19 protein-coding genes are annotated in these 19,950 nt (G+C 68.2%); 10 read left to right on the top strand and 9 right to left on the bottom strand.

Features of this window, described 5'->3' with window-relative positions:
• Nucleotides 1-89: 89 nt before the first annotated feature.
• From QMO76_RS25175 to QMO76_RS25195, 5 genes are read left to right on the top strand one after another with little or no spacing between them, the layout of a single operon-like run.
• On the top strand, nt 90-1,007 hold the full coding sequence (locus QMO76_RS25175) for a DUF4129 domain-containing protein (protein ID WP_306363793.1): 918 nt from the start codon (nt 90-92) through the stop codon (nt 1,005-1,007).
• Between the two features lie 40 nt (nt 1,008-1,047).
• Complete coding sequence (locus QMO76_RS25180; RefSeq protein ID WP_306363794.1) at nt 1,048-1,551, top strand: hypothetical protein; 504 nt, start codon at nt 1,048-1,050, stop codon at nt 1,549-1,551.
• A gap of 22 nt (nt 1,552-1,573) precedes the next feature.
• Nucleotides 1,574-2,536, top strand: coding sequence for a MoxR family ATPase (locus QMO76_RS25185; protein ID WP_306363795.1), 963 nt, complete (start codon nt 1,574-1,576; stop codon nt 2,534-2,536).
• Complete coding sequence (locus tag QMO76_RS25190) at nt 2,533-3,807, top strand: DUF58 domain-containing protein (protein ID WP_306363796.1); 1,275 nt, start codon at nt 2,533-2,535, stop codon at nt 3,805-3,807. Before QMO76_RS25185 ends, QMO76_RS25190 begins: the two co-directional genes overlap by 4 nt.
• A complete protein-coding gene (locus QMO76_RS25195; protein WP_306363797.1) occupies nt 3,804-4,235 on the top strand; it encodes a hypothetical protein in 432 nt (143 codons plus the stop codon). Before QMO76_RS25190 ends, QMO76_RS25195 begins: the two co-directional genes overlap by 4 nt.
• Before the next feature lie 117 nt (nt 4,236-4,352).
• Here QMO76_RS25195 and QMO76_RS25200 read toward each other — a convergent pair whose 3' ends face one another.
• Nucleotides 4,353-5,300 carry a YafY family protein gene (locus QMO76_RS25200; RefSeq protein ID WP_306363798.1) on the bottom strand — a complete coding sequence of 316 codons (948 nt, stop codon included), beginning with the start codon at nt 5,298-5,300 and terminating at the stop codon, nt 4,353-4,355.
• Nucleotides 5,301-5,362: 62 nt separating this feature from the next.
• On the opposite strand from QMO76_RS25200, the gene QMO76_RS25205 reads away from it, so the two are divergent.
• Entirely contained in the window at nt 5,363-6,331 is a 969-nt protein-coding gene (locus tag QMO76_RS25205) for an alpha/beta fold hydrolase (protein ID WP_306363799.1), read from the top strand.
• Nucleotides 6,332-6,465: 134 nt separating this feature from the next.
• Entirely contained in the window at nt 6,466-6,885 is a 420-nt protein-coding gene (locus QMO76_RS25210; protein WP_306363800.1) for a hypothetical protein, read from the top strand.
• Nucleotides 6,886-7,133: 248 nt separating this feature from the next.
• On the opposite strand, the gene QMO76_RS25215 is transcribed toward QMO76_RS25210, so the two are convergent.
• From QMO76_RS25215 to QMO76_RS25250, 8 genes are all read right to left on the bottom strand, one after another.
• Entirely contained in the window at nt 7,134-7,589 is a 456-nt protein-coding gene (locus tag QMO76_RS25215) for a type II toxin-antitoxin system VapC family toxin (RefSeq protein WP_306363801.1), read from the bottom strand.
• A complete protein-coding gene (locus QMO76_RS25220) occupies nt 7,586-7,810 on the bottom strand; it encodes a ribbon-helix-helix protein, CopG family (RefSeq protein ID WP_282776981.1) in 225 nt (74 codons plus the stop codon). The genes QMO76_RS25215 and QMO76_RS25220 overlap by 4 nt, the downstream gene beginning before the upstream one ends.
• A 208-nt stretch (nt 7,811-8,018) precedes the next feature.
• Entirely contained in the window at nt 8,019-9,221 is a 1,203-nt protein-coding gene (locus QMO76_RS25225; RefSeq protein WP_306363802.1) for a lipid-transfer protein, read from the bottom strand.
• Entirely contained in the window at nt 9,218-9,637 is a 420-nt protein-coding gene (locus QMO76_RS25230) for a MaoC family dehydratase (protein ID WP_306363803.1), read from the bottom strand. Before QMO76_RS25230 ends, QMO76_RS25225 begins: the two co-directional genes overlap by 4 nt.
• Entirely contained in the window at nt 9,634-10,575 is a 942-nt protein-coding gene (locus QMO76_RS25235; RefSeq protein WP_306363804.1) for a bifunctional MaoC family dehydratase N-terminal/OB-fold nucleic acid binding domain-containing protein, read from the bottom strand. The genes QMO76_RS25230 and QMO76_RS25235 overlap by 4 nt, the downstream gene beginning before the upstream one ends.
• Before the next feature lie 109 nt (nt 10,576-10,684).
• Entirely contained in the window at nt 10,685-11,854 is a 1,170-nt protein-coding gene (locus tag QMO76_RS25240; RefSeq protein ID WP_306363805.1) for an acyl-CoA dehydrogenase family protein, read from the bottom strand.
• The gene (locus tag QMO76_RS25245; RefSeq protein WP_306363806.1) at nt 11,839-12,906 is read right to left on the bottom strand and encodes an acyl-CoA dehydrogenase family protein; all 1,068 of its coding nucleotides are present in this window, start codon (nt 12,904-12,906) and stop codon (nt 11,839-11,841) included. The genes QMO76_RS25240 and QMO76_RS25245 overlap by 16 nt, the downstream gene beginning before the upstream one ends.
• Nucleotides 12,907-12,934: 28 nt before the next feature.
• A complete protein-coding gene (locus QMO76_RS25250; RefSeq protein WP_306363807.1) occupies nt 12,935-15,094 on the bottom strand; it encodes an acyl-CoA dehydrogenase family protein in 2,160 nt (719 codons plus the stop codon).
• A gap of 122 nt (nt 15,095-15,216) precedes the next feature.
• Between QMO76_RS25250 and kstR the strand changes: the two genes are divergently transcribed.
• The 3 genes from kstR to QMO76_RS25265 all read left to right on the top strand — a co-directional run bounded on the left by kstR (nt 15,217) and on the right by QMO76_RS25265 (nt 19,913).
• A complete protein-coding gene (kstR, locus tag QMO76_RS25255) occupies nt 15,217-15,864 on the top strand; it encodes a cholesterol catabolism transcriptional regulator KstR (RefSeq protein WP_039808991.1) in 648 nt (215 codons plus the stop codon).
• Between the two features lie 276 nt (nt 15,865-16,140).
• Complete coding sequence (gene otsB, locus QMO76_RS25260; protein ID WP_306363808.1) at nt 16,141-18,723, top strand: trehalose-phosphatase; 2,583 nt, start codon at nt 16,141-16,143, stop codon at nt 18,721-18,723.
• 176 nt (nt 18,724-18,899) lie between these two features.
• Nucleotides 18,900-19,913 carry a metal ABC transporter solute-binding protein, Zn/Mn family gene (locus QMO76_RS25265; protein WP_306363809.1) on the top strand — a complete coding sequence of 338 codons (1,014 nt, stop codon included), beginning with the start codon at nt 18,900-18,902 and terminating at the stop codon, nt 19,911-19,913.
• Nucleotides 19,914-19,950 lie beyond the last annotated feature (37 nt).

The raw sequence follows: 19,950 nt of genomic DNA on the forward strand, positions 1-19,950 counted from the left end.
CGCCCGACGGACCGCTTGGCATGTAACTATGACCCTGTTTTGTGCAGGACTCAGGTTGGCTGGGGGTGCTCGTGACCGGGGTGCGAGCGGTGGCATCGCGCGCGATCGGACTGATCGCGCTCCTGGTGCTGGCCGTGCTCGCCCTGCGCGGCCACATCCCCGGCACCGGCGGGCCGCGCGCACCGCACACACCCCCGGTGGTGGCGGTGGCCCTGATGCCGGTCCTGCTGCTGGTCTCGGTGGTGATCCTGCTCGCGGGCGTCATCAACAGCCAGCATCGGCTGCCCCTGGCCATGCCGGAACCCGATCGGGACTCCGGCCGTGAACAGTGGCGGCTGAGCCGCCTCGGACTGCTGATCCTGATCGGGCTGGCCGCCCTCGCCCTGCTGCTCACCGCGGCGGTCTCGGTGCTCTTGGTCGGCCCCGCCCGTGACGAACCGGCCGAGAACCGCACGGCCCCGGCCACCTCGGAAACCGCCACCGCGGTACCGGATACGGCACCGTCGGACCCCGTCACCGCACCCCGGCTCTCCGGCGCCGCGCTCATGCTGGTGGGAGCCGGAGCGGTAGCGCTGGTGGCGGTGGCCATGGTCGGCCTGGTGGTGGTCGCGGTGGGCTCCCGGCGCAGGCCGATGGCGCACACCACGCCGCCCACGCCGGAGGCGGCCCGCGACATGGTCTCGCTGGCCAAGGTGGCGGAAATGGGCCTGGCGGCCATGATCGCGCCGGGCCAGGATCCGCGCACCGCCATCATCGCCTGCTACGTGGCCATGGAACGGGGTCTGGCGCAGGCGCGCGAGGTGGCCCCGCTGGCCTCGGACACCCCGTCCGAGGTGCTGGCGCGGGCCTTCGAACGCGGCGTGCTGCACGACGCGTCCGCGCGGGAGCTGGTGGCGCTGTTCGAGGAGGCCCGCTTCAGCCCGCATTCGATGTTGGAGTGGCAGCGGATGCGGGCCGAGCAGCTGCTGCGTATCGTATTGCAGGATCTGCAGGGGCAGAGAGTATGAAATTTATTGCTGCACAACAGGTCTGGATGGGGGTCCGGACATGAATCGCACCGCCGTGGTGATCGGGGCGCTGCTGCTGGTGGCCCTGTTCGAAGTGCTGGCCTTCGGCAATCAGCGGGACACCCTGCTGATCGTCGCCGCCATTCCGGTGGCCGGGGCGCTGGCGCTGCTCATCTGGTCGCTGGTCGAGCGATCCCGCCGCATCGACCGCGCCGACCTGGCCGACAACGAGGTCGACAACGGCCCGGCCGAAATGCTGCACCGCTGGCAGGCGCGCGCACAGATGCTGGCCGAGCGCTCCGAGGGCACCCGCGCCGACTGGGACCGCCATCTACGACCGTTGCTGGCCAAGGAATTCGAACTCTCCAGCGGCCACCGCCACACCAAGAACCGGCGGGCCGCCGAAGCGGCCGGGGTGCTGCAGTTCGGTCCGGAACTGTGGCGCTGGGTGGACCCGGCCAATTCCGCGCTGCGCGACCAGAACACCCGCGCGCCGGGCCGCGCGGCGCTGGACGAGATCCTGCGCCGCCTCCAGAACATGTGACACCCGAGATGCGAGAAGAACTATGACCTCACCGATGGACATCACCATCAAGCGCACCGACGGGGTGCTGCGGGAACTGTCCCGGGTGGTGGTCGGCAAGCGCGAAGAACTGCAACTGATCATGATCGCGGTGCTGTCCGGCGGGCACGTGCTCATCGAGGACCTGCCCGGCCTGGGCAAGACCCTCATCGCGCGCTCCTTCGCCGCCGCACTGGGCCTGAACTTCACCCGCGTGCAGTTCACCCCCGACCTGCTTCCCGCCGACCTCATCGGTTCCACCATCTACGACATGCATTCGGGCCGTTTCAGTTTCCGCCGTGGACCGGTGTTCACCAATATGCTGCTCGCCGACGAGGTGAACCGCACCCCGCCCAAGACGCAGGCCGCACTGCTGGAGGCCATGGCCGAGGGCCAGGTGTCCATCGACGGCGAAACATTCCCGCTGCCACAGCCTTTCATCGTGATGGCCACCGACAACCCCATCGAGTACGAGGGCACCTATCCGCTGCCCGAGGCGCAGCTGGACCGCTTCGCCATGCAACTGCGGCTGGGGTACCTGTCCGAACAGGACGAGATGCAGATGATCCGGCGGCGGCTCGAACGCGGTTCGGCCCCCGGCCAAGTGGGGCAGGTGGTCGACGCCGAGGGCCTGCTCGAGATGCGCCAGTCCGTCGAATTCGTGAGCGTGCACCCCGATGTGGTCGGCTACGTGGTGTCGCTGGCGTCGGCGACCCGCGGCCATCCGCAGGTGGAGGTGGGCGCGAGCCCGCGCGCGGAACTCGACCTGGTGCAGATGTCGCGGGCACGGGCACTGCTGAACGGCCGCGACTTCGTGGTCCCCGAAGACGTGAAAGCCCTTGCCATTCCGGCCATGGCCCACCGCATCACACTGCGCCCCGAAATGTGGGTGCGCCGCATCCGGGGCGAGGACGTGATCGCCGAACTGCTGCGACGGCTGCCGGTGCCGCGCGCCACCACGACATGAGACACCGCGACACCAGCACCGTCACCGAGGCCGAATTGCGGTGGCGGCCGGCGCCGCTGGTGTACATGCTGGCCGTGGCCTCGGCACCCGCACTGGTGCTCGCCATCGTGCTGGGCCGATGGCAGCTGGTGGTGTTCGCCGCCCCCATGCTCGGCGTGCTGGCGACCGCGCCGCTGCAACAGTCGCGCACCCGCATCCAGGTGGACGGGGCCGGAATTCTGCGCTGCTTCGAAACCGAGGAAGTGACCCTCGCGGTCGCGACGTTCGTGGAGTCCGGGTATGCGCTGCTGCGGCTGTACCCGGAACCCATTGCCGGAATGGAACTGCGGGTGGAGGAGTCGGTCGACTCCGGAACCGCGCCCGCCGGACTGCGTCTGGCGTTGTCGTCACCGCGCTGGGGGCGGTTCCCGGTGCCCATCCGGGTGTCGGCGCTGAGCCCGGCCGGGCTGGCGGTGGCGTCGGTGCGGCTGCCCGCCGGGGAGGTCTTCGTATACCCGATCGCCGACCCGCAGCGGATGCGATTGCCCCGCACCGAACTACCCGAACGCATCGGCACCCATCTCACCCGGCGGCACGGGCCGGGGGTGGAATTCGCCGACGTACGCGCGTACGCGCCGGGTGATCAGCTGCGCACCGTGAACTGGCCGGTGAGCGCGCGCCGCGGACGACTGTTCGTCACCGAACGCTTCACCAACCGGGCCGCGGATGTGGTCGTGCTGGTGGACACCTCACTGCAAGCGCCCGGCCCGGCCTCGGATTCGCTGGAGCTGTCCGTGCGCGGTGCGGCGCAGGTGGCGCAGTCGGCGCTGCAAGCCGGTGACCGCACCGCCGTGGTCTGCCTGGGCAAGTCGCCGCGCTGGCTGCGGCCCGATATCGGCCGCCGCCAGTTCTACCGCATCGTCGACGCGGTACTCGACGTCGGCGAGGAGCACATCCCCACCTCCGGCACCCTCGCCCCGCACACCGCCGTGCCGATCGGCGCGATCGTGGTGGCCTTCTCCACCCTGCTGGACACCCAATTCGCCTTGGCGCTCATCGATCTGCGCAAACGCGGACACGTCGTGGTCGTGGTGGACGTGCTGCGCGGCGCACCGTTCGCCGACGGCCTCGACCACACCTTGGCCCGCATGTGGCAGCTGGAGCGGGCCTCCATGTACCGCGATATGGGCACCGTCGGCGTCGACATCGTCGCCTGGCCCGAAGGCACCCGCCTGGACCAGGTCATGCGCCTCATCCCCGAACACCGCCGAACCGTCCGGGTGCGCCGATGACCAGATTCCTCGCCGTCCTCTCCGGCCTGCTGCTCACCACCGCCGTCGGCATCCTCGAACCCTGGACCGCCCTACCGGTCCTCGCCCTCGTCATCGCGGGCTGGCGCTGGCGCGTGCTCGCCGTCGCCGCCGTCCTGTCCGCCGTCGGCGTGGTCGCCTGGCTCGACACCGGCGCGGTCGAAGCCGGAGCCATCGGCCTGGTAGCCACCACCTACCTGCTCAACACCGCCACCGTCTCCGCCCCCGTCGGCGTCGTCCCCACCACCATCCCCTCGGTAGCCGGAGCCATCGTCTTCACCCTCGCCGCCGGAGCCGCCGCCCTCCTACCGATCCACCTGGCCTGGGCCCCCATCGCCGCACCGGTGGTGGTGATCCTCCTCTACGCCTGGCTCATCCAGGGCCTCGCCGACCGCCGCCCGGCGGACTGACGGCCCACCACCACTTGACCGGCCGTGCCCACGAGACGCCGGTCGTGCTGTCCGTGACGCTGTTAGGCGGCAACACCGAGCCGCGCCTCGGAACCCCCGAGGCTCGCCGCACGGGCGTCAGCCGTATCGCTCGACGAGTGCGCTGCCGATCGAGGCGAGGCGCGCTCGCACGCTCGGAGGGCCGGTCGCCTCGAGCCATTCGACCAGTCCGGCAAGCTCGCCGGCGAGCACGCACTCGTCGGAGCCGCGGATCACCACCTCGATGCGGCCGTCGGGCGTGGGGCCTCCCACCTCGAGCCGACCGCCGAACGCCATCCGGAGTATGTCGATCCCGTGGGGCACGCAGACCGCCTGGATTTCGAGGGGTGTGCGCTCGCGGTCGACCTCGTCGGCGATCTCGCGCCAGCTCTCGGCGAGGTCGAAGTTCTCGGGTCGGTGCACGGGATGGCCGGTCGGGTCGGCCGACGACACGCGGTCGATTCGGAAGGTTCGCCGACCGGCCTCGGTATTGGCGACGAGATACCAGGCCGGACCTTTGGTGACGATGCCCAGCGGGTGGACGGTGCGCTCGGTTTCCGCGCCGGTGCTGTCGACGTAGCCGAGCCGCACCCGGACGCCGTGGATCACCGCGTCTTGGAGTTCGTCGAGGAAGCGAGGTGGTCGGCGCTCGACCCGGCTCGACCCCCAGGGTTGCGGGTCGACGACCAATGACGACGCCGCCGCCTCGGCCTGCCCTCGGAAGGGCTCCGGCAGGGCGCGGACGAGCTTGCGCAGCGCCGCTTTCACGGCCGGTGTCGCCGCTGAGGCCGGACAGGCGACCAGGAACAGGGCGCGGGCCTCACCCGCGGTCAGACCGGACAGATCGGTGCGGGCGCCGCCCAGCAGCCGCCAGCCGCCGCCCCGGCCCTGCATGGAGTACACGGGCACCCCGGCCATGGCCAGGGCGTCGAGATCGCGGCGGGCGGTGCGCTCGGAGACCTCCAGCTCGCGGGCGACCTCCGCCGCGGTCACCTGCTCACGCCGTTGCAGCAGCAGGAGGATGGCTACCAGCCGGTCGGTTCGCACTGAACAAGAATTTCACAGAAACCGGTCATGAGGTGACCGGTTTTGCTCCGCAAAATGGCTACATGTTCAAGCCAACCGACTTTCCCGAGCCCACCCTCATCCCGGTCAACGGTGTGGAACTGGAGGTCTTCGAAGCAGGCCGAGAGAACGCCGGAAGACCCATAGTGCTCTGCCACGGCTGGCCGGAGCATGCCTTCTCCTGGCGGCACCAGCTGCCCGCCCTCACCGACGCGGGCTATCACGTCATCGTCCCGAACCAGCGGGGCTACGGAAATTCATCCCGCCCCACCGAAGTGACGGACTACGACATCGAACACCTGTCGGGTGATCTCATCGCGCTTCTCGATCACTACGGATACGACGACGCCACCTTCGTCGGTCACGATTGGGGTGCGATGGTCGTGTGGGGGCTGACCTTGTTGCATCCGCACCGCGTGAACAGGGTGATAAATCTGAGCCTGCCCTACCAAGTACGCGGAGAGAAACCCTGGATCGAACTGATGGAGGAAACCCTCGGCGGTGACTTCTATTTCGTTCACTTCAATCGACAGCCAGGTGTCGCGGACGCCGTACTGAACGAGAATACGTTCCGCTTCCTGCACAACCTGTACCGGAAGAACGAGCCACCCGCAGCGCCGGAGCCAGGCATGTGGATGATCAATCTCGCCCACGCGGACAAGCCCCAGGGTGATCCCCTGCTGAGCGACAGCGAACTGAGGGTCTTCGTCTCCGCCTTCGAAACCTCAGGGTTCACGGGCAGCATCAATTGGTACAGAAACCTCGACCGCAACTGGCACCTCTTGGCGGATGCGAACCCGATCATCCAGCAACCCACGCTCATGATCTACGGTGACCGTGATCGGGTCCAGCAGTCCGAGAATCTGTCGGAGTTCGTCCCCAACGTGCAAGTGGTCAACCTGGACTGCGGTCATTGGATCCAGCAAGAGAAGCCCGAAGAAACAAACCGAGCGATCGTGCAGTGGCTAACGGATGCCACCAGCACTACCCCAGGGCTGCCCCGCCCGCGATAATCCACTGCATCGGGGCAAACCCAATCGGGGTGCACTGGCCAGTAGCCCAGACCACCACACCTTCTCCGCCGGGTGCGGAGTGTCGGACCTCTGATTCGGACCGGCGAGGCGTTGTTGATCGCTATCTTCGACACGTGGCTGAGAACCTGAACGGCGACGGTAGCGATCGGAAAGCCGTGCTGCGGTCACAACAGAGCCTGATCGTGCTAGCGGTCATGGTCGCCGTAGTGGGCGCGGTTGTTGGTACTTCCGCAGCAGTTGGGTCCGCGATGATCGCGTTCGCGGTGCCGGGCATCCTGGGAGGAGGCTGCGGACTCCTGATCTGCCGCGCTGTGGGCACGCGCGGTAATGCCGCGATCCGAGTTGCGTATTCCGTCCTGCTGGTCATCGGATTGCTGGCACTAACAGCGTTCTTCAGCGTAAGAGCCGGCCGCACCGGGCCGGACATCGGTCTCGGCGGTGTGCTGATGTTGGGCTTGTTGACAGGGTTGCCCGGTGCTTTCGGTACCGGGGCAATCATCTGGACTCGACGACGTGGCCGGATCGCCCGGTGACCAGGGCTCCGAGCTGCACGATGATCGCCGAGCTGATTCCGGAGTTCACCGCAGGTTTACGGATGCGAGAAATCCCACCCGCCCCCGACCAGATGTGGGACGCAAAACACTGCACCTGGCCCGATGCCGAGGGCCTGCGCGGGCTCAGCATCGGTCAGGAGCTTCGCGCGACATCTGCCGGTGATCTGGCCCGGATGCGGTCCGGAGAAATCTACACCGGTGATACACCGCCGTATCGAGCGCTCGAATCACCGAGGGTCGCTACCCCCGACGAAGTCGTCGGGCAGGATCTGGAAGGCCGCGTATCGGCGCAATGGCCTGATCACCCGAAAGTCCCTGCGATCCAAGGTCAGAATCAGATCGGTATCGAAGTGATCGGCCAGCGCCACACAGGTCGCGTCGACGATATCGAGGTTGAGGTGGTGGTACGCAGTGCGGACCTCCAGAGCCGAATGCAACTGTGCGGCACCGATTTCCCCGAGCACGATGCGGGTGGCGGCGATTCGATCGGCCAGCTTGGCCAATACCGCGTCGGCGACCTTGCGGCCGGCGCGAACGCTCGCCACATGATGCACCTCGGTCAGCGCAAGCGGACTCACCACCAGCGCACTCGCTGCGTCCGCCGCCCGCCGTACCGCGACATGCTCCGGGTCGGAGCGGTTGAACAGCGCCAGCAAACCCGAGGTATCGGCAACGACGATCATGCGGGGCGATTCATCGCATCATGGATGTCGTCCTTGCCGATCGGACCACCCATGTCGAACGTATCCTCGTCGCCGACCAGCGGTTCCGCCCACCGACGATGCCGCATGAGGTACTCCCGGACCGCATCCCTGGTGATCTCATGCTTGGAGCGCCCTTCGGACTCGGCTTGCGCCTCGAGCGCAGCCTCTTCATCGGAGGGAAACCGCATGGTCCAAGCCATACCCAGAAAGATACCATCTGTGATACCAGAGCTGTGGAAATGCGCGTCGGCGGCACAGACAACGCCTCGGCCAGCGCATGGCCGCACGGGTGCCGCGCACATGGCCGGCTACGCCACCGCACATCCGGCCGTTGTCGGACGACCGTGTCACCGGCCGGTGCGCCGAGGGAGGCGGTTGCGTCCCCCGACGCGCGGGTGACCGGAGCGGTCAGTTCGTGCTGAGGATCAGGCCGGATGTCGGCACGCCGGTGCCTGCGGTGACGATGATGTTCCGCAATCCGTCGACCTGGTTGACGGAGGTGCCGCGGATTTGGCGGACGCCTTCGGCTATGCCGTTCATGCCGTGGATGTAGGCCTCGCCGAGTTGGCCGCCGTGGGTGTTGAGGGGGAGGCGGCCGCCGATTTCTATGGCTCCGTCGGCGATGAAGTCCTTGGCCTCGCCGCGGGGGCAGAAGCCGAGTTCTTCGAGTTGCATGAGGACGAAGGGGGTGAAGTGGTCGTAGAGGATGGCGGCTTGCATATCGGCGGGGGTGAGGCCGCTCTGGGACCAGAGTTGGTCGCCTACCAGGCCCATTTCGGGGAGGCCGGTCAGGGCGTCGCGGTAGTAGCTGGTCATGACGTACTGGTCCGCGCCGGAACCCTGTGCGGCGCCGAGGATTACGGCGGGTTTGTTGGGGAGGTCGCGGGCACGCTCGGCGCTGGTGACGACCAGGGCCACGCCGCCGTCGGTTTCCTGGCAGCAGTCCAGCAGGTGGAGGGGTTCTGCGATCCAGCGGGAGGACTGGTGGTCCTCCAGGGTGATCGGCTTGCCGTAGAAGTGGGCGGCGGGGTTGACCGCCGCGTGTTTGCGGTCGGCGACGGCGACGCGGCCGAAATCCGCGCTGGTCGCACCGTAGACGTGCATGTAGCGGCGGGCCACCATCGCCACCTGGGCGGCGGGGGTGCCGAGACCGTGGGTGTAGGAGAAGGCGTTGTCCACGCCCGAGGAGGACGGGTTACCGGTGGCGAGGTGAGTGGCGAACTGGCCGAAGCGATTTCCGGAGCGCTCGTTGAAGGCGCGGTAAGCCACCACCACATCCGCGACACCGGTCGCCACCGCCATGGCGGCCTGCTGCACGGTGGCCGCGGCCGCACCGCCGCCGAACGGGATGTTGCTGAAGAACTTCAGGCTTCCGATCCCGGCCGCACGCGCCACGGCGGCCTGGGTGTTGGTGTCCATGGTGAAGGTGGTCAGGCCGTCCACATCCGCCGGAGTCAGCCCGGCGTCCGCCAGCGCCGCCGTGACCGCCTCGGCGGCCAAGCGCAGTTCGCTGCGCCCGGATTCCTTGGAGAAATCCGTCGCGCCGATGCCGACAACGGCCGCGCGGCCGCTCAGTCCGCCGGTCGCCCGACCACCGCTTGCTGTGGTCACTTGGCTGCCTCCTGTAGCGAGATGACGGCCTTCGCCGTGATGTGGTCGCCGAGACTGTCACGGCCGACGACCTCGATGGTGATCTCATCGCCCTCGACGGCGGTCACGGTGCCGGTCAGGGTCAGGGTGTCGTTCGCGTAGAGCGGCACGCCCAGACGCAGCGCGATGGACTTCACCCTGGCGCGCGGTCCGGCCCAGTCGGTGACGAAGCGCTGCACCAGCCCGGTGTCGGTGAGGATATTGACGAAGATGTCCTTGGAACCGCGCTCGACCGCCTTGTCGCGGTCGTGGTGCACATCCTGGAAATCCCGGGTGGCCAGCGCCGAGCTGACCACGAAGGTGGGGTCGGCGTGAATCACCAACTCGGGCAGCGAGGTTCCGACCCGCACGGTGGCGGGTTCCACGGCGGAGGTCATTTCACAGCCTTCCAGTACGGCACGGTGTTGTCGTCGTCGAGCGCCTCGAAACCGACCTCGACCGGCAACCCGACCTCGACCTCGGCGGGCTCGACACCGCGCAGCTCGCCCAGCATCCGCACCCCCTCCGCCAGCTCGACCAGCGCCACCACGTACGGCAGCGCACGGCCGGGCACCTTCGGCGCGTGATGCACGACGAAGCTGAACACGGTGCCGCGCCCGGAGGCCACCACGTAGTCGGTCTGCTCCGACTTGTCCTTCCACAGCGCCGGAACCGGCGGATGCTGGAGGGTGCCGTCGGGTCGCCGCTGGATGCGCAGCTCGCCGAGTTTGGTTCCCTCCCAGAAGAATTCGGTGTCCTTGGAGACGGTGGGGCGGACGCGATCGGAGAGATCCCCGGTGGGAGCGGGTTTCGCCGCCTCCGGCGCGAATTTGAGGACCCGGAACAGCATTTCGGTGACCAGTTCGTCGCCCACGTACCAGCTGGTGCGGTAGGTGGCGAACCAACCCTCCCCCAGCCCGGTGCGCTTGGGACCCACCAGCGAATCCAGGGAGCTGCGCACATTCACCTGTTCGCCGACCCGCAGGTAGCGATGGTAGATCTGCTCGCAGTTGGTGCCGACCACCGAGGTGTAACCGGCGGCGTCCAGCAGGTCGTTGGTGGGGTTCATGGGATCGTCGGCGGGCCGGACGCCGTTGAGGCCCACCATGGTCCACACCTGCGCCATGGCGGGCGGCGCGACCACATCGGGATGTCCCGCCTCCCGCGCGGCCTCCACGTCCACGTAGATCGGGTTGGTGTCGCCGATGGCCTCCACCCAGTTGTTGATCATCGGCTGATTGACCGGATCGCGGGCCAGGCGCGGCGCGGACGGTCCCGCCGCCTTGATCCGCTCGGCGGCCGCGACGATCTCGTCGGCCGTGAAGCTCTGTGACACGGGGTAACTCCTATCGGGGGACACGCGGGAGCCGCAGGCCCATCTGGGCCATCGAACTCAGCCGCGCATGACTTCGCCACGGCCGCGAAATGGTGGGCACCGTCGACTCCTATCGGGGGACACGCGGGAGCCGCAGGCCCATCTGGGCGATCAGCTCGCGCATGACTTCGTTCACGCCGCCGCCGAAGGTCACCACCAGGTTCTGCTTGGTGCGCCGGTCCAGCCAGGTCAGCAGTTCGGCGGTGGCCGGGTCGGCCGGGTCGCCGAAGCGGCCGACGATCTCCTCGGCCAGGCGGCCCGCCTCCTGCAGCGCCTCGGTGGAGTACACCTTGGTGGCGGAGGCGTCGGCGATCACATCGCGCGGGTCGGCGTCGGAGCGTTCCATATTGGACGCCACCTGCCAGTTCAGCAGTTCGTTCAGCCGCACCATGGCGTGCAGGCGGCCCAGGGACCGCCGCACGTCGGTCTCGCCGAGCACGCCCCGCACCCGCGCCCACTCCCGCACCCGGTCGTAGAGCTGCTCGATCTTGCCGGACGGGCCCAGGCTCACCCGCTCGTGATTGAGCTGGGTGGTGATGAGCTTCCAGCCGCCGTTCTCCTCGCCGACGGTCATGGCCGCGGGCACGCGCACATTGTCGAAGTAGGTGGCATTGGTGTGGTGCGCGCCGTCGCAGGTGATGATGGGCGTCCACGAGTAGCCGGGATCCTTGGTGTCCACGATGAGGATCGTGATGCCGCGGTGGCGCGACTCCACCGTGCCGGTGCGCGCCGCCAACCAGATGTAGTCGGCCTCGTGCGCACCGGTGGTGAAGATCTTCTGCCCGTTGACGATCCAGTCGCCGTCGGCATCGCGCACCGCGCTGGTGCGCAGCGCGGCCAGGTCGGTGCCCGCCTCCGGCTCGGAGTATCCGATGGCGAAATGGATGTCACCGGACAGGATTCCGGGCAGGAACTTGCGCTTCTGCTCCTCGGTGCCGAAGGTTTGCAGTGCCGGGCCGACGGTCAGCAGGGTGACCAGCGGCACCGGCACGTCCGCGCGCACGGCTTCGTTGTAGAAGATCTGCTGTTCCAGCGGCCCGAAGCCCTGGCCGCCGTACTCCTTCGGCCAGCCCACGCCGAGCCGGCCGTCGGAGCCCATCCGACGCACCACCGCGCGGTAGGCGTCGCCGTGCCGGTTCACCAGCATCTCGGCCTCCTCTTCGGGAGTCACGAGACCGGTGAAGTACGAACGTAGATCGTCGCGCAACCGCCGCTGTTCGGCGGTCAGTTCGATGTACATCTGGCTCCCAGTCGGTCCAGCCGGAAGGATTCGCCGCCGAGCCAGCGGGCGATGTCCTTGGCCTGTGAGTAGTAGCGGTGCAGCGGGTGGGTCACGTCGACCCCGATACCGCCGTGCAGGTGATGACACTTCTGCAGCGCCGCGGGCAGTTCCGCGGCCACCGTGTAGGCCAGCACGTCGAGGTCGTCATCGGTACGTTCGTTGTGCCCGGCCGAATCGCTTGGCTGCGCCAGCGCCCAATTCGCCGAGGCGGCGGCCGCGTGCAGAGTGCGAGAGACCACGTACACGTCCGCGATCTGCTGGGCGACGGCCTGGAACTCGGCCAGCGGACGACCGAACTGCTGGCGGGTGCGCACATGTTCGGCGGTCAGCGCGATCACCCCTTTGAGCAGACCGTCGGCCACCGATCCCAGGCACGCCAGCGCGTGGCGGTGCAGCTCGGCCAGGCCGCCGGGCAGCAGCCGATCGGCCGGTACCGCCACCTCGTCGAGGACGAGCGTGAACTCCGGCACGCCGTCGGAGGTGGGGTTGGCGGTGCGGGTCAGTCCCGCCGCGTCCCCGTCCACCACCGCGATGCCGTTGTCGGTGGGGATCAGGATCCAGCGCGCGGTGTCGGCGTAGGGCACCGCCACCTTGCGCCCGGAGACGCGCACGGTGTTCCCGTCCGACACCGCGGTGGTCTCCGGCTGCACCGTGAACGGCGCGCCCGGTTCGTTCAGTGCCGCCGTGATGACCGCGCCCTCGGCCACCGCGGGAAACACCTCCCGCGCCAACGCATCCGGCGCTCCCACCGCGACCAGCGGCAGCACACCGAAGCCCAGCGTGGTCAGCGCGGGCACCTGCACGGCATCGGTGGCCAGCTCGGTGAGCAGGGCCGACACCTCCAGCAGCCCCATACCGTCGCCGCCGTACTTCTCCGGCAGCGCGACAGCCAGTAACCCGCTGTCGACCAGAGTGGGCCATAACGCGATATCGCGCGCGCTTTCGCGCTCCAGCAAACTTACGACAACCTCGGCGACAGCGTCCTGGCTCTCGTCCCGTGTGAAGTCCAATGCAATGCTCCCGGTTGAGTGTGGCTGGCTACTGCGATTCGCGAGGCAGCCCGAGAATTCGTTCACCGGCAACGGTCAACAGAATCTGCTCGGTTCCGCCCGCAATGGACAAACAACGCGTGAGCAGGAATTCTTTCACCACGTCCGATTCCAGAGCGCCCGGCACGCCAGCCAATTCGACAGCAAATTCGGCGACCGCCTGACGGTGCCGCACACCGACCAGCTTGCGGACGCTCGATTGCGGTCCGGGATCGCCGCCACTGAGCAGTTTGTGTGCCGCTCGAGCTTCTAGCAAAGTTCCAGCGACCGATTCTGAAACAAGTCCGCCCAGGCGATCGGCCACCAATTCCGCGCCCGGCCCGGAGGTCGGCGCGGCGGCGATCACCGCCTCCAATTCCTCGCCGATCCCCTTGCCGCCCATGGCAACCCGTTCGGCCGACAAGGTGGAACGGGCGATCTTCCAGCCATTGCCCAGTTGCCCGACCAAGCATTCGTCCGGCACGAAGACGTCATCGAGGAATACCTCGCTGAACTTCGCCTCGCCGGTGATCTGAACCAGCGGCCGAATTTCCAAGCCCGGACTATTCATTTCCACCAGGAAATAACTGATGCCCTTGTGCTTGGGCGCGGCGGCATCGGTGCGCGCGAGACAGATTCCCCACGTCGCCTCTTTCGCCAATGAGGTCCACACCTTCTGCCCGCGCAGTTTCCACCCGCCGTCGACCCGTTGGGCCACCGTGCGCAATGCCGCCAGATCGGAACCGGCCTCCGGTTCGCTGAACAGCTGACACCACACCACCTCGCCGCGCAGGGTGGGGCCGGCGAATCGTTCGATCTGCTCCGGCGTGCCGTATTGCAGCAGGGTCGGCACGGCCCAGTTGGCAATGGCGATATCGGGCAGTTCGATGCCGGCCTTGCGGATCTGCTCCTCGATCAGCGAGCGCAGGATCGGCCCCGCGCCGCGCCCGTACGGTCGCGGCCAGTGCGAGGCCAGCAGCCCGGTGTCCGCCAACGCGTTTCGCTGCTCCGCCGGGGGCAGGGCGGCGATGCCGGAGAGTTCGGCGGCCAGTACCGCCGCCTGCTCCGCGTCGAGACCGACGGCCTCCCGGAGCGGCTCGCCCGCCGCCGCGGCATCCGCGCCCAGCTCGAGGCCGACCGTGCGGCGCTGCCCCTGGAGCGTCAACTCCGCGACCCGGGCCCGCCAGCGCGCCGAACCGCCCAGCAGTTGCCGCAGCGCGACGGCCCGTCGCAAATACAGATGCGCGTCGTGCTCCCAGGTGAAACCGATTCCACCCAGGACCTGAATACAGTCCTTCGCGGTCTCCACCGCGGCGTCCAGCGAGACCGCCAATGCGATGGCGGCGGCCAACGGCAGTTCCGGACTCCCGGTATCGACCGCGTCGGCGGCGTCGGCGGCCACCGCGCGAATCTGCTCGGCACGGCACAGCATCCACGCGCAGATGTGTTTGACCGCTTGGAATTCGCCGATCTTCTTGCCGAATTGCTCACGCACCTTGGCATATTCGGTAGCGGTTTCCAGGCACCAGCCGGCGATCCCGGCGGCTTCGGCGGCCACCAACACGGCGGCCAGATCGAGTACATTCTCGCGCGGCGAGAAGATCTTCTCCGGCGCGACGGTCACATTCGCGCAGACGACACGGGCGAGAGGAGTGCTGTGGTCCAGCGGTTCCAGCGGTTCCACCCGCAATCCCGGCGCGTCGGCGTCGAGCAGACACCATCGGGTGCGGTCACCGGTACGCACCGGGACCAGCACGGCCGTACCGGGTGCGGCACCGATCACAGCATCCCACTCTCCGGTGAGAGTGAGATCCGTTTCACCGGCCGATATCTCGATTTCGCCCCCGAGAGCCACGCCGCACGGCGTATTCTCGTCGAGCGTCTCCCCGGCGACGAGTCCAGCCAATGCCGTGGAGAGAACCGGACCGCCGACAAGATCGTGCGCCGCCTGTTCCACCAGGACGGCGAGATCTCCGACCGTTCCGCCCGCACCGCCCGTCGCCTCGGGCACCGCGACCCGGAATATTCCGAGATCGGCGAGGCGCGACCAGTATTCGCGCCAGTAGTCCGGCGCGCCGGTCCGCATTGTTGCAATTGGGCGCATCGCGGCGGCCCATCCGCGCATCGACTCCTGGACGGCTTTATGCTCGTCAGTGGTGGCGATGGTCACACTCCATACCGCCTTTCCGGCGTGACTCCCACACCTAGAACATGTTCTAATATTCGAGCCGGGCGTAAGTCAAGGCGTCGCCAGGGCGCGGTACGAACTCGTAAGGAAAGGACTTTCAACCGATGGCCAGTCCCTCCCGATCGCAGGCCGCCGAACCGGCTGCCGCCAGCCGCACCGCGCCGGTGACCACGCTCAGCGAGGACGACCTGAGCTCGGCCGCCCAGCGCGACCGGCGCAAGCGCATCCTCGACGCGACCATGGCGCTGGCCTCCAAGGGCGGCTACGACGCGGTCCAGATGCGCGCGGTCGCCGAACGAGCGGACGTCGCCGTCGGCACCCTGTACCGCTACTTCCCGTCCAAGGTGCACCTGCTGGTCTCCGCGCTGGCCCGGGAATTCGAGCAGTTCGAGAGCAAGCGCAAGCCGCTGCCGGGCGACACCCCGCAGGAGCGCATGCACCTCATGCTGCAGCAGGTGACCCGGGCCATGCAGCGCGATCCGCTGCTCACCGAGGCCATGACGCGCGCCTTCATGTTCGCCGACGCCTCCGCGGCGGCCGAGGTCGACCGGGTCGGCAAGGTGATGGACCGATTCTTCGCCCGCGCCCTGGCCGAGGACACCCCCACCGATCGGCAGCTGGCCATCGCCCGCGTCATCTCCGATGTGTGGATGTCGAACCTGGTGGCGTGGCTGACGCGACGCGCCTCGGCGACCGATGTGACCGAACGCTTGGAGCTGACGGTCGATCTGCTCATCGGTGACGGCAAGTAGCCCTGACGCCCCCAGCTAATCAATCGCGGCCAGCAACCCGGGTTCGACGGTCCGGCGTGGCATATCTCACCGCCCCGCCGGACCTTCGCGTTTTCGCAGGTGAAAGCCGCTGCCGCGGAGTAACTCACGGGTAACCCACCGGTGTTCACAGCGCGCGACCGGGACAGTTCGCCCGAATGTAAACGCCATGTATCACGCCCCCAACATGTGGGCAATCCTCACCCAGTAGAGTTTCTCGCGCCCTGAAATTTCTCCTCCGATCACTAGGTTGGATGCGTGAGCGCACAGGATCTGCCACTGGAACTTCGCCGGGCCCTCGCGGCGGTCGCGCGGGTGCCGCGACTGCTGGTCGCATCGGACTACGACGGGACGATCGCACCGATCGTCTCCGACCCGGCGAAGGCTTATCCCCATCGGGAGTCGGTGAGTGCCCTGCGCGCTCTCGCCGGACTCACCGGCACCACCGCCGCCGTGATCTCGGGCCGTGCGCTCCGTGATCTCGCGGCACTGTCGCGGCTGCCCGTCGAGGTGCAGCTGATCGGCAGTCACGGCTCGGAGTTCGATGTCGGCTTCGTGCACGCCATCGACAACGACGCCAAACAGCTGCTGCAGGAAGTGCAGTCGACCCTGACCCAGATCGCCCAGGACAACCCGGGCGTCACCGTCGAGATCAAACCCGCCAGCGTGGCCCTGCACGTCCGGAACGCGAGCCCGGAAATCGGGCGCCGGGCCCTCGTCCAGGTGCGCCAGGGCCCCGCCAGCTGGGTCGGCGTCCAGGTCACCGAGGGCAAAGAGGTGATCGAGCTCGCGGTCGTCGAAACCGACAAGGGCGCGGCCCTGGATATCGTCCGGCATCAGCAAGGCGCGTCCGCGGCCGTGTTCATCGGCGACGACGTCACCGACGAGAAGGCGTTCAAACGCCTCTCCGGGCCCGATGTCGGCATCAAGGTCGGCGCGGGCGAGAGCCTCGCCAAATACCATGTCGCCAATACCGAGACGGTCTCCAAGGCGCTGGCCTTCCTGCTGGAAGAGCGCCGCACCTGGTTGGCCGGTGCCTCCGCCCCCCGAATCGAAAGGCTGACCATGCTGGCCAGCCCTCGATCCAAGGCTCTGGTCACCCCCGACGGCACCATCACCTGGCTGTGCCACCCCGAACCGGATTCCGCGGCGGTGTTCGCGCATCTGCTCGGCGGATTCAGCGCCGGACACTTCAGCATTTCGCCGGAGCGCGCCGGGCTGCCGCTGTCGCAGCGCTACATCGACGGCACCATGACCGTCGAAACCCGTTGGGCCAGCTTGCAGGTGGTGGACTATCTGCCGCACGACGTGGTGCCCGAACGCACCGACCTGACCCGCGTCATCACCGGCGACGCCCGCGCGGTCGTGATATTCGCGCCGCGACCGGAATTCGGTCAGGTGCCGGTCAAGCTGATCCGGCAGGCCGGCGGGCTGCGGGTGCAGGGCACCAACGATCCCATCGTGCTGCGCTCCCCCGGTATCGAGTGGGAGATCGTCGACGACGGCATCCACCACACCGCACGCGCCGTGGTCGATCCGCGCAACGGGCCGATCGTGCTCGAAATGCGCTGCGGTACCTCCGATCTCGCACCCGCCATGACGCCGGAGGCGGAGCGGCGGCGGGACGCCGAGCGGTACTGGAAGGATTGGGCGGCCAAACTCGACCTGCCGCCGCTGAAGCCGGATCTCATGAAGCGGTCCGCGCTCACCCTGCGCGGGCTCGTGCACGCGCCGTCGGGCTCCATCCTGGCCGCGGCCACCACCTCGCTGCCCGAGGACATCGGCGGCGTGCGCAACTGGGACTACCGCTACTGCTGGCTGCGCGACGCCTCGCTCACCGCGTCGGCGCTCGTCTCGCTCGGCTCCCTGCACGAGGCCGAGGAACTGCTCGCCTGGACCCACCGGGTGCTGGAAACGCTGCCCGGCCCCGAGCGCCTGCACCCGCTGTACACCCTCTACGGCGAGACGTTGCCGCCGGAAGCCGTCATCGACCAGTTGCCCGGCTATGCCGGGTCGCGGCCGGTGCGCGTCGGCAACGCGGCGAATATGCAGGTGCAGTTGGACGTGTTCGGCCCCATCGTGGACCTCATCTCGCAGCTGGCCCGCGCCCGCGAGAAGAAGGGCATCCTCGATCCCAACCAGGCGCTGCCGGATGCGGACTGGGAGCTCGTGGTCGCCATGGTCTCGGCCGTGCAGCGGCGCTGGCGTGAACCCGACCACGGCATCTGGGAGATCCGCGGCAATCCGCGCCACCACGTGTACTCCAAGGTCATGGGCTGGCTCACCGCGGACCGGGCCATCACCCTGGCCCGGCAGTTCGGGCGGCCGCTGGATCCGGACTGGGAGAAGCTGCGCGACACCATCGCCGACGAGGTGAAGGTGGAGGGCTGGAACGACGATGTGCAGTCCTACACGGCGGCCTACGACGGCACCGATCTGGACGCCGCCACCCTGCACATCGGGCTCAGCGGGCTGATCGAGGCGTCGGACCCGCGCTTCCACGCCACCGTGGTCGCCACCGAGGCGGAACTGCGCAGCGGCTCGACCGTGTACCGGTACCACCACGACGACGGCCTGCCCGGCGGCGAGGGCGGCTTCCACCTGTGCGCGGCCTGGCTGGTCGAGGCGTATCTGCTGATCGGCAAGCGGGAGGACGCCGAGGCGCTGTTCGCCCAGCTGGTGGATGTGGCGGGGCCGACCGGCCTGCTCTCGGAGGAGTACGACCCGGTCGCCGAACGCTCGCTCGGCAACCACCCGCAGGCGTACAGCCATCTGGGCCTGCTGCGCTGCGCCCAGCTGCTCAGCCAGCCGGTAGCGGCGGCACTGGCCCCGCAGACGTAGCCGGGCCGAAAGCCGTTCGAGACCCCCGTGGGCCGCCCGCCCGCGGGGGTCTCGCGCGTTGTCCAGGGTGTTGCCGGCCACAGCCGCCGGCCACGATGCGAGAGTGTCCGACACCGTGCGCTACATTCAAATGGAAATCGTTTCCGTTTTGAGTCAGTGCAAGTGGAGTACCCAGCGTGACAAGCAAAATCGCAGTTCGACTCGCCGGAATCGCCGTGGGTGTCGCCACCGCCGCAGCACTCACCGCCTGCGGAACCGGCTCCGACGATCCCGGCAAACTGACCATCGTCGCCTCGACGAATGTCTGGGGAGACATCACCGAGCAGGTCGCCGGTCCCGATATCGAGGTCGAGTCGCTGATCTCCGATCCCAGTGCCGACCCGCACTCCTACGAGGTCACCGCGGTCGAGGCCGCCAAGATCAGCGACGCCGACCTGATCGTCTACAACGGCGGCGGCTACGACGAGTTCATCGACAAGGCCATCGCCGGCAAGGACAAGAAGACCGTCAACGCGGTCGAGATCGCCGGCGCGGACCCGCACACCCACGACGCTCCCGCCACCACCGAGGCGCGGCCCGACGAGCACGGCGAGGAACACGGCGGCGAGCACGGCGAGGAGCACGCCCACGAGCACGGGACCGAGCCTGCCGACGCGCACGACCACGGCGACGGCAATGAGCACGTCTGGTACGACGTGCACGTCGCCGGTGCGGTCGCCGACCACATCGCCGAGGTGCTCGGCGAACTCGACCCGGACAACAAGCAGGCCTACGCCGACCGGGCCGCTGCCTTCAACGGCGAACTGACCGGCATCGAGGCCATCATCGAGCGGATCGCCGCCGAACACCCGAACGCCCCGGTCGTGCAGACCGAGCCGCTGGCGTACTACCTGCTGCTCGAGGCCGAGGCCGACGATCGCACCCCGCACGAGTTCCAGGAAGCCATCGAACAGGGCACCGACCCGTCCCCGGCATCGGTCGCCGTCGTGCGCGACCTGCTCACCGACAAGCAGGTCCGAGCCCTGGTCTACAACATCCAGACCGAGGACAAGACCACCAAGGAGCTGAAGGCCATGGCCGAGTCGGCGGGCATTCCCGTGGTCGAGGTGACCGAAACCCTGCCCGAGGGCCTGGATTACATTCAGTGGCAGACCCGCAATGCCGAAGCCCTGGCCACAGCGCTGAGCTGATCGCGGCTCCGCAGTCGTCAGCCGTCCCCATGTCCGC

It is taken from the genome of Nocardia sp. CC227C, from assembly GCF_030767025.1.
In the GTDB taxonomy this organism is placed as follows: Bacteria; Actinomycetota; Actinomycetes; order Mycobacteriales; family Mycobacteriaceae; genus Nocardia.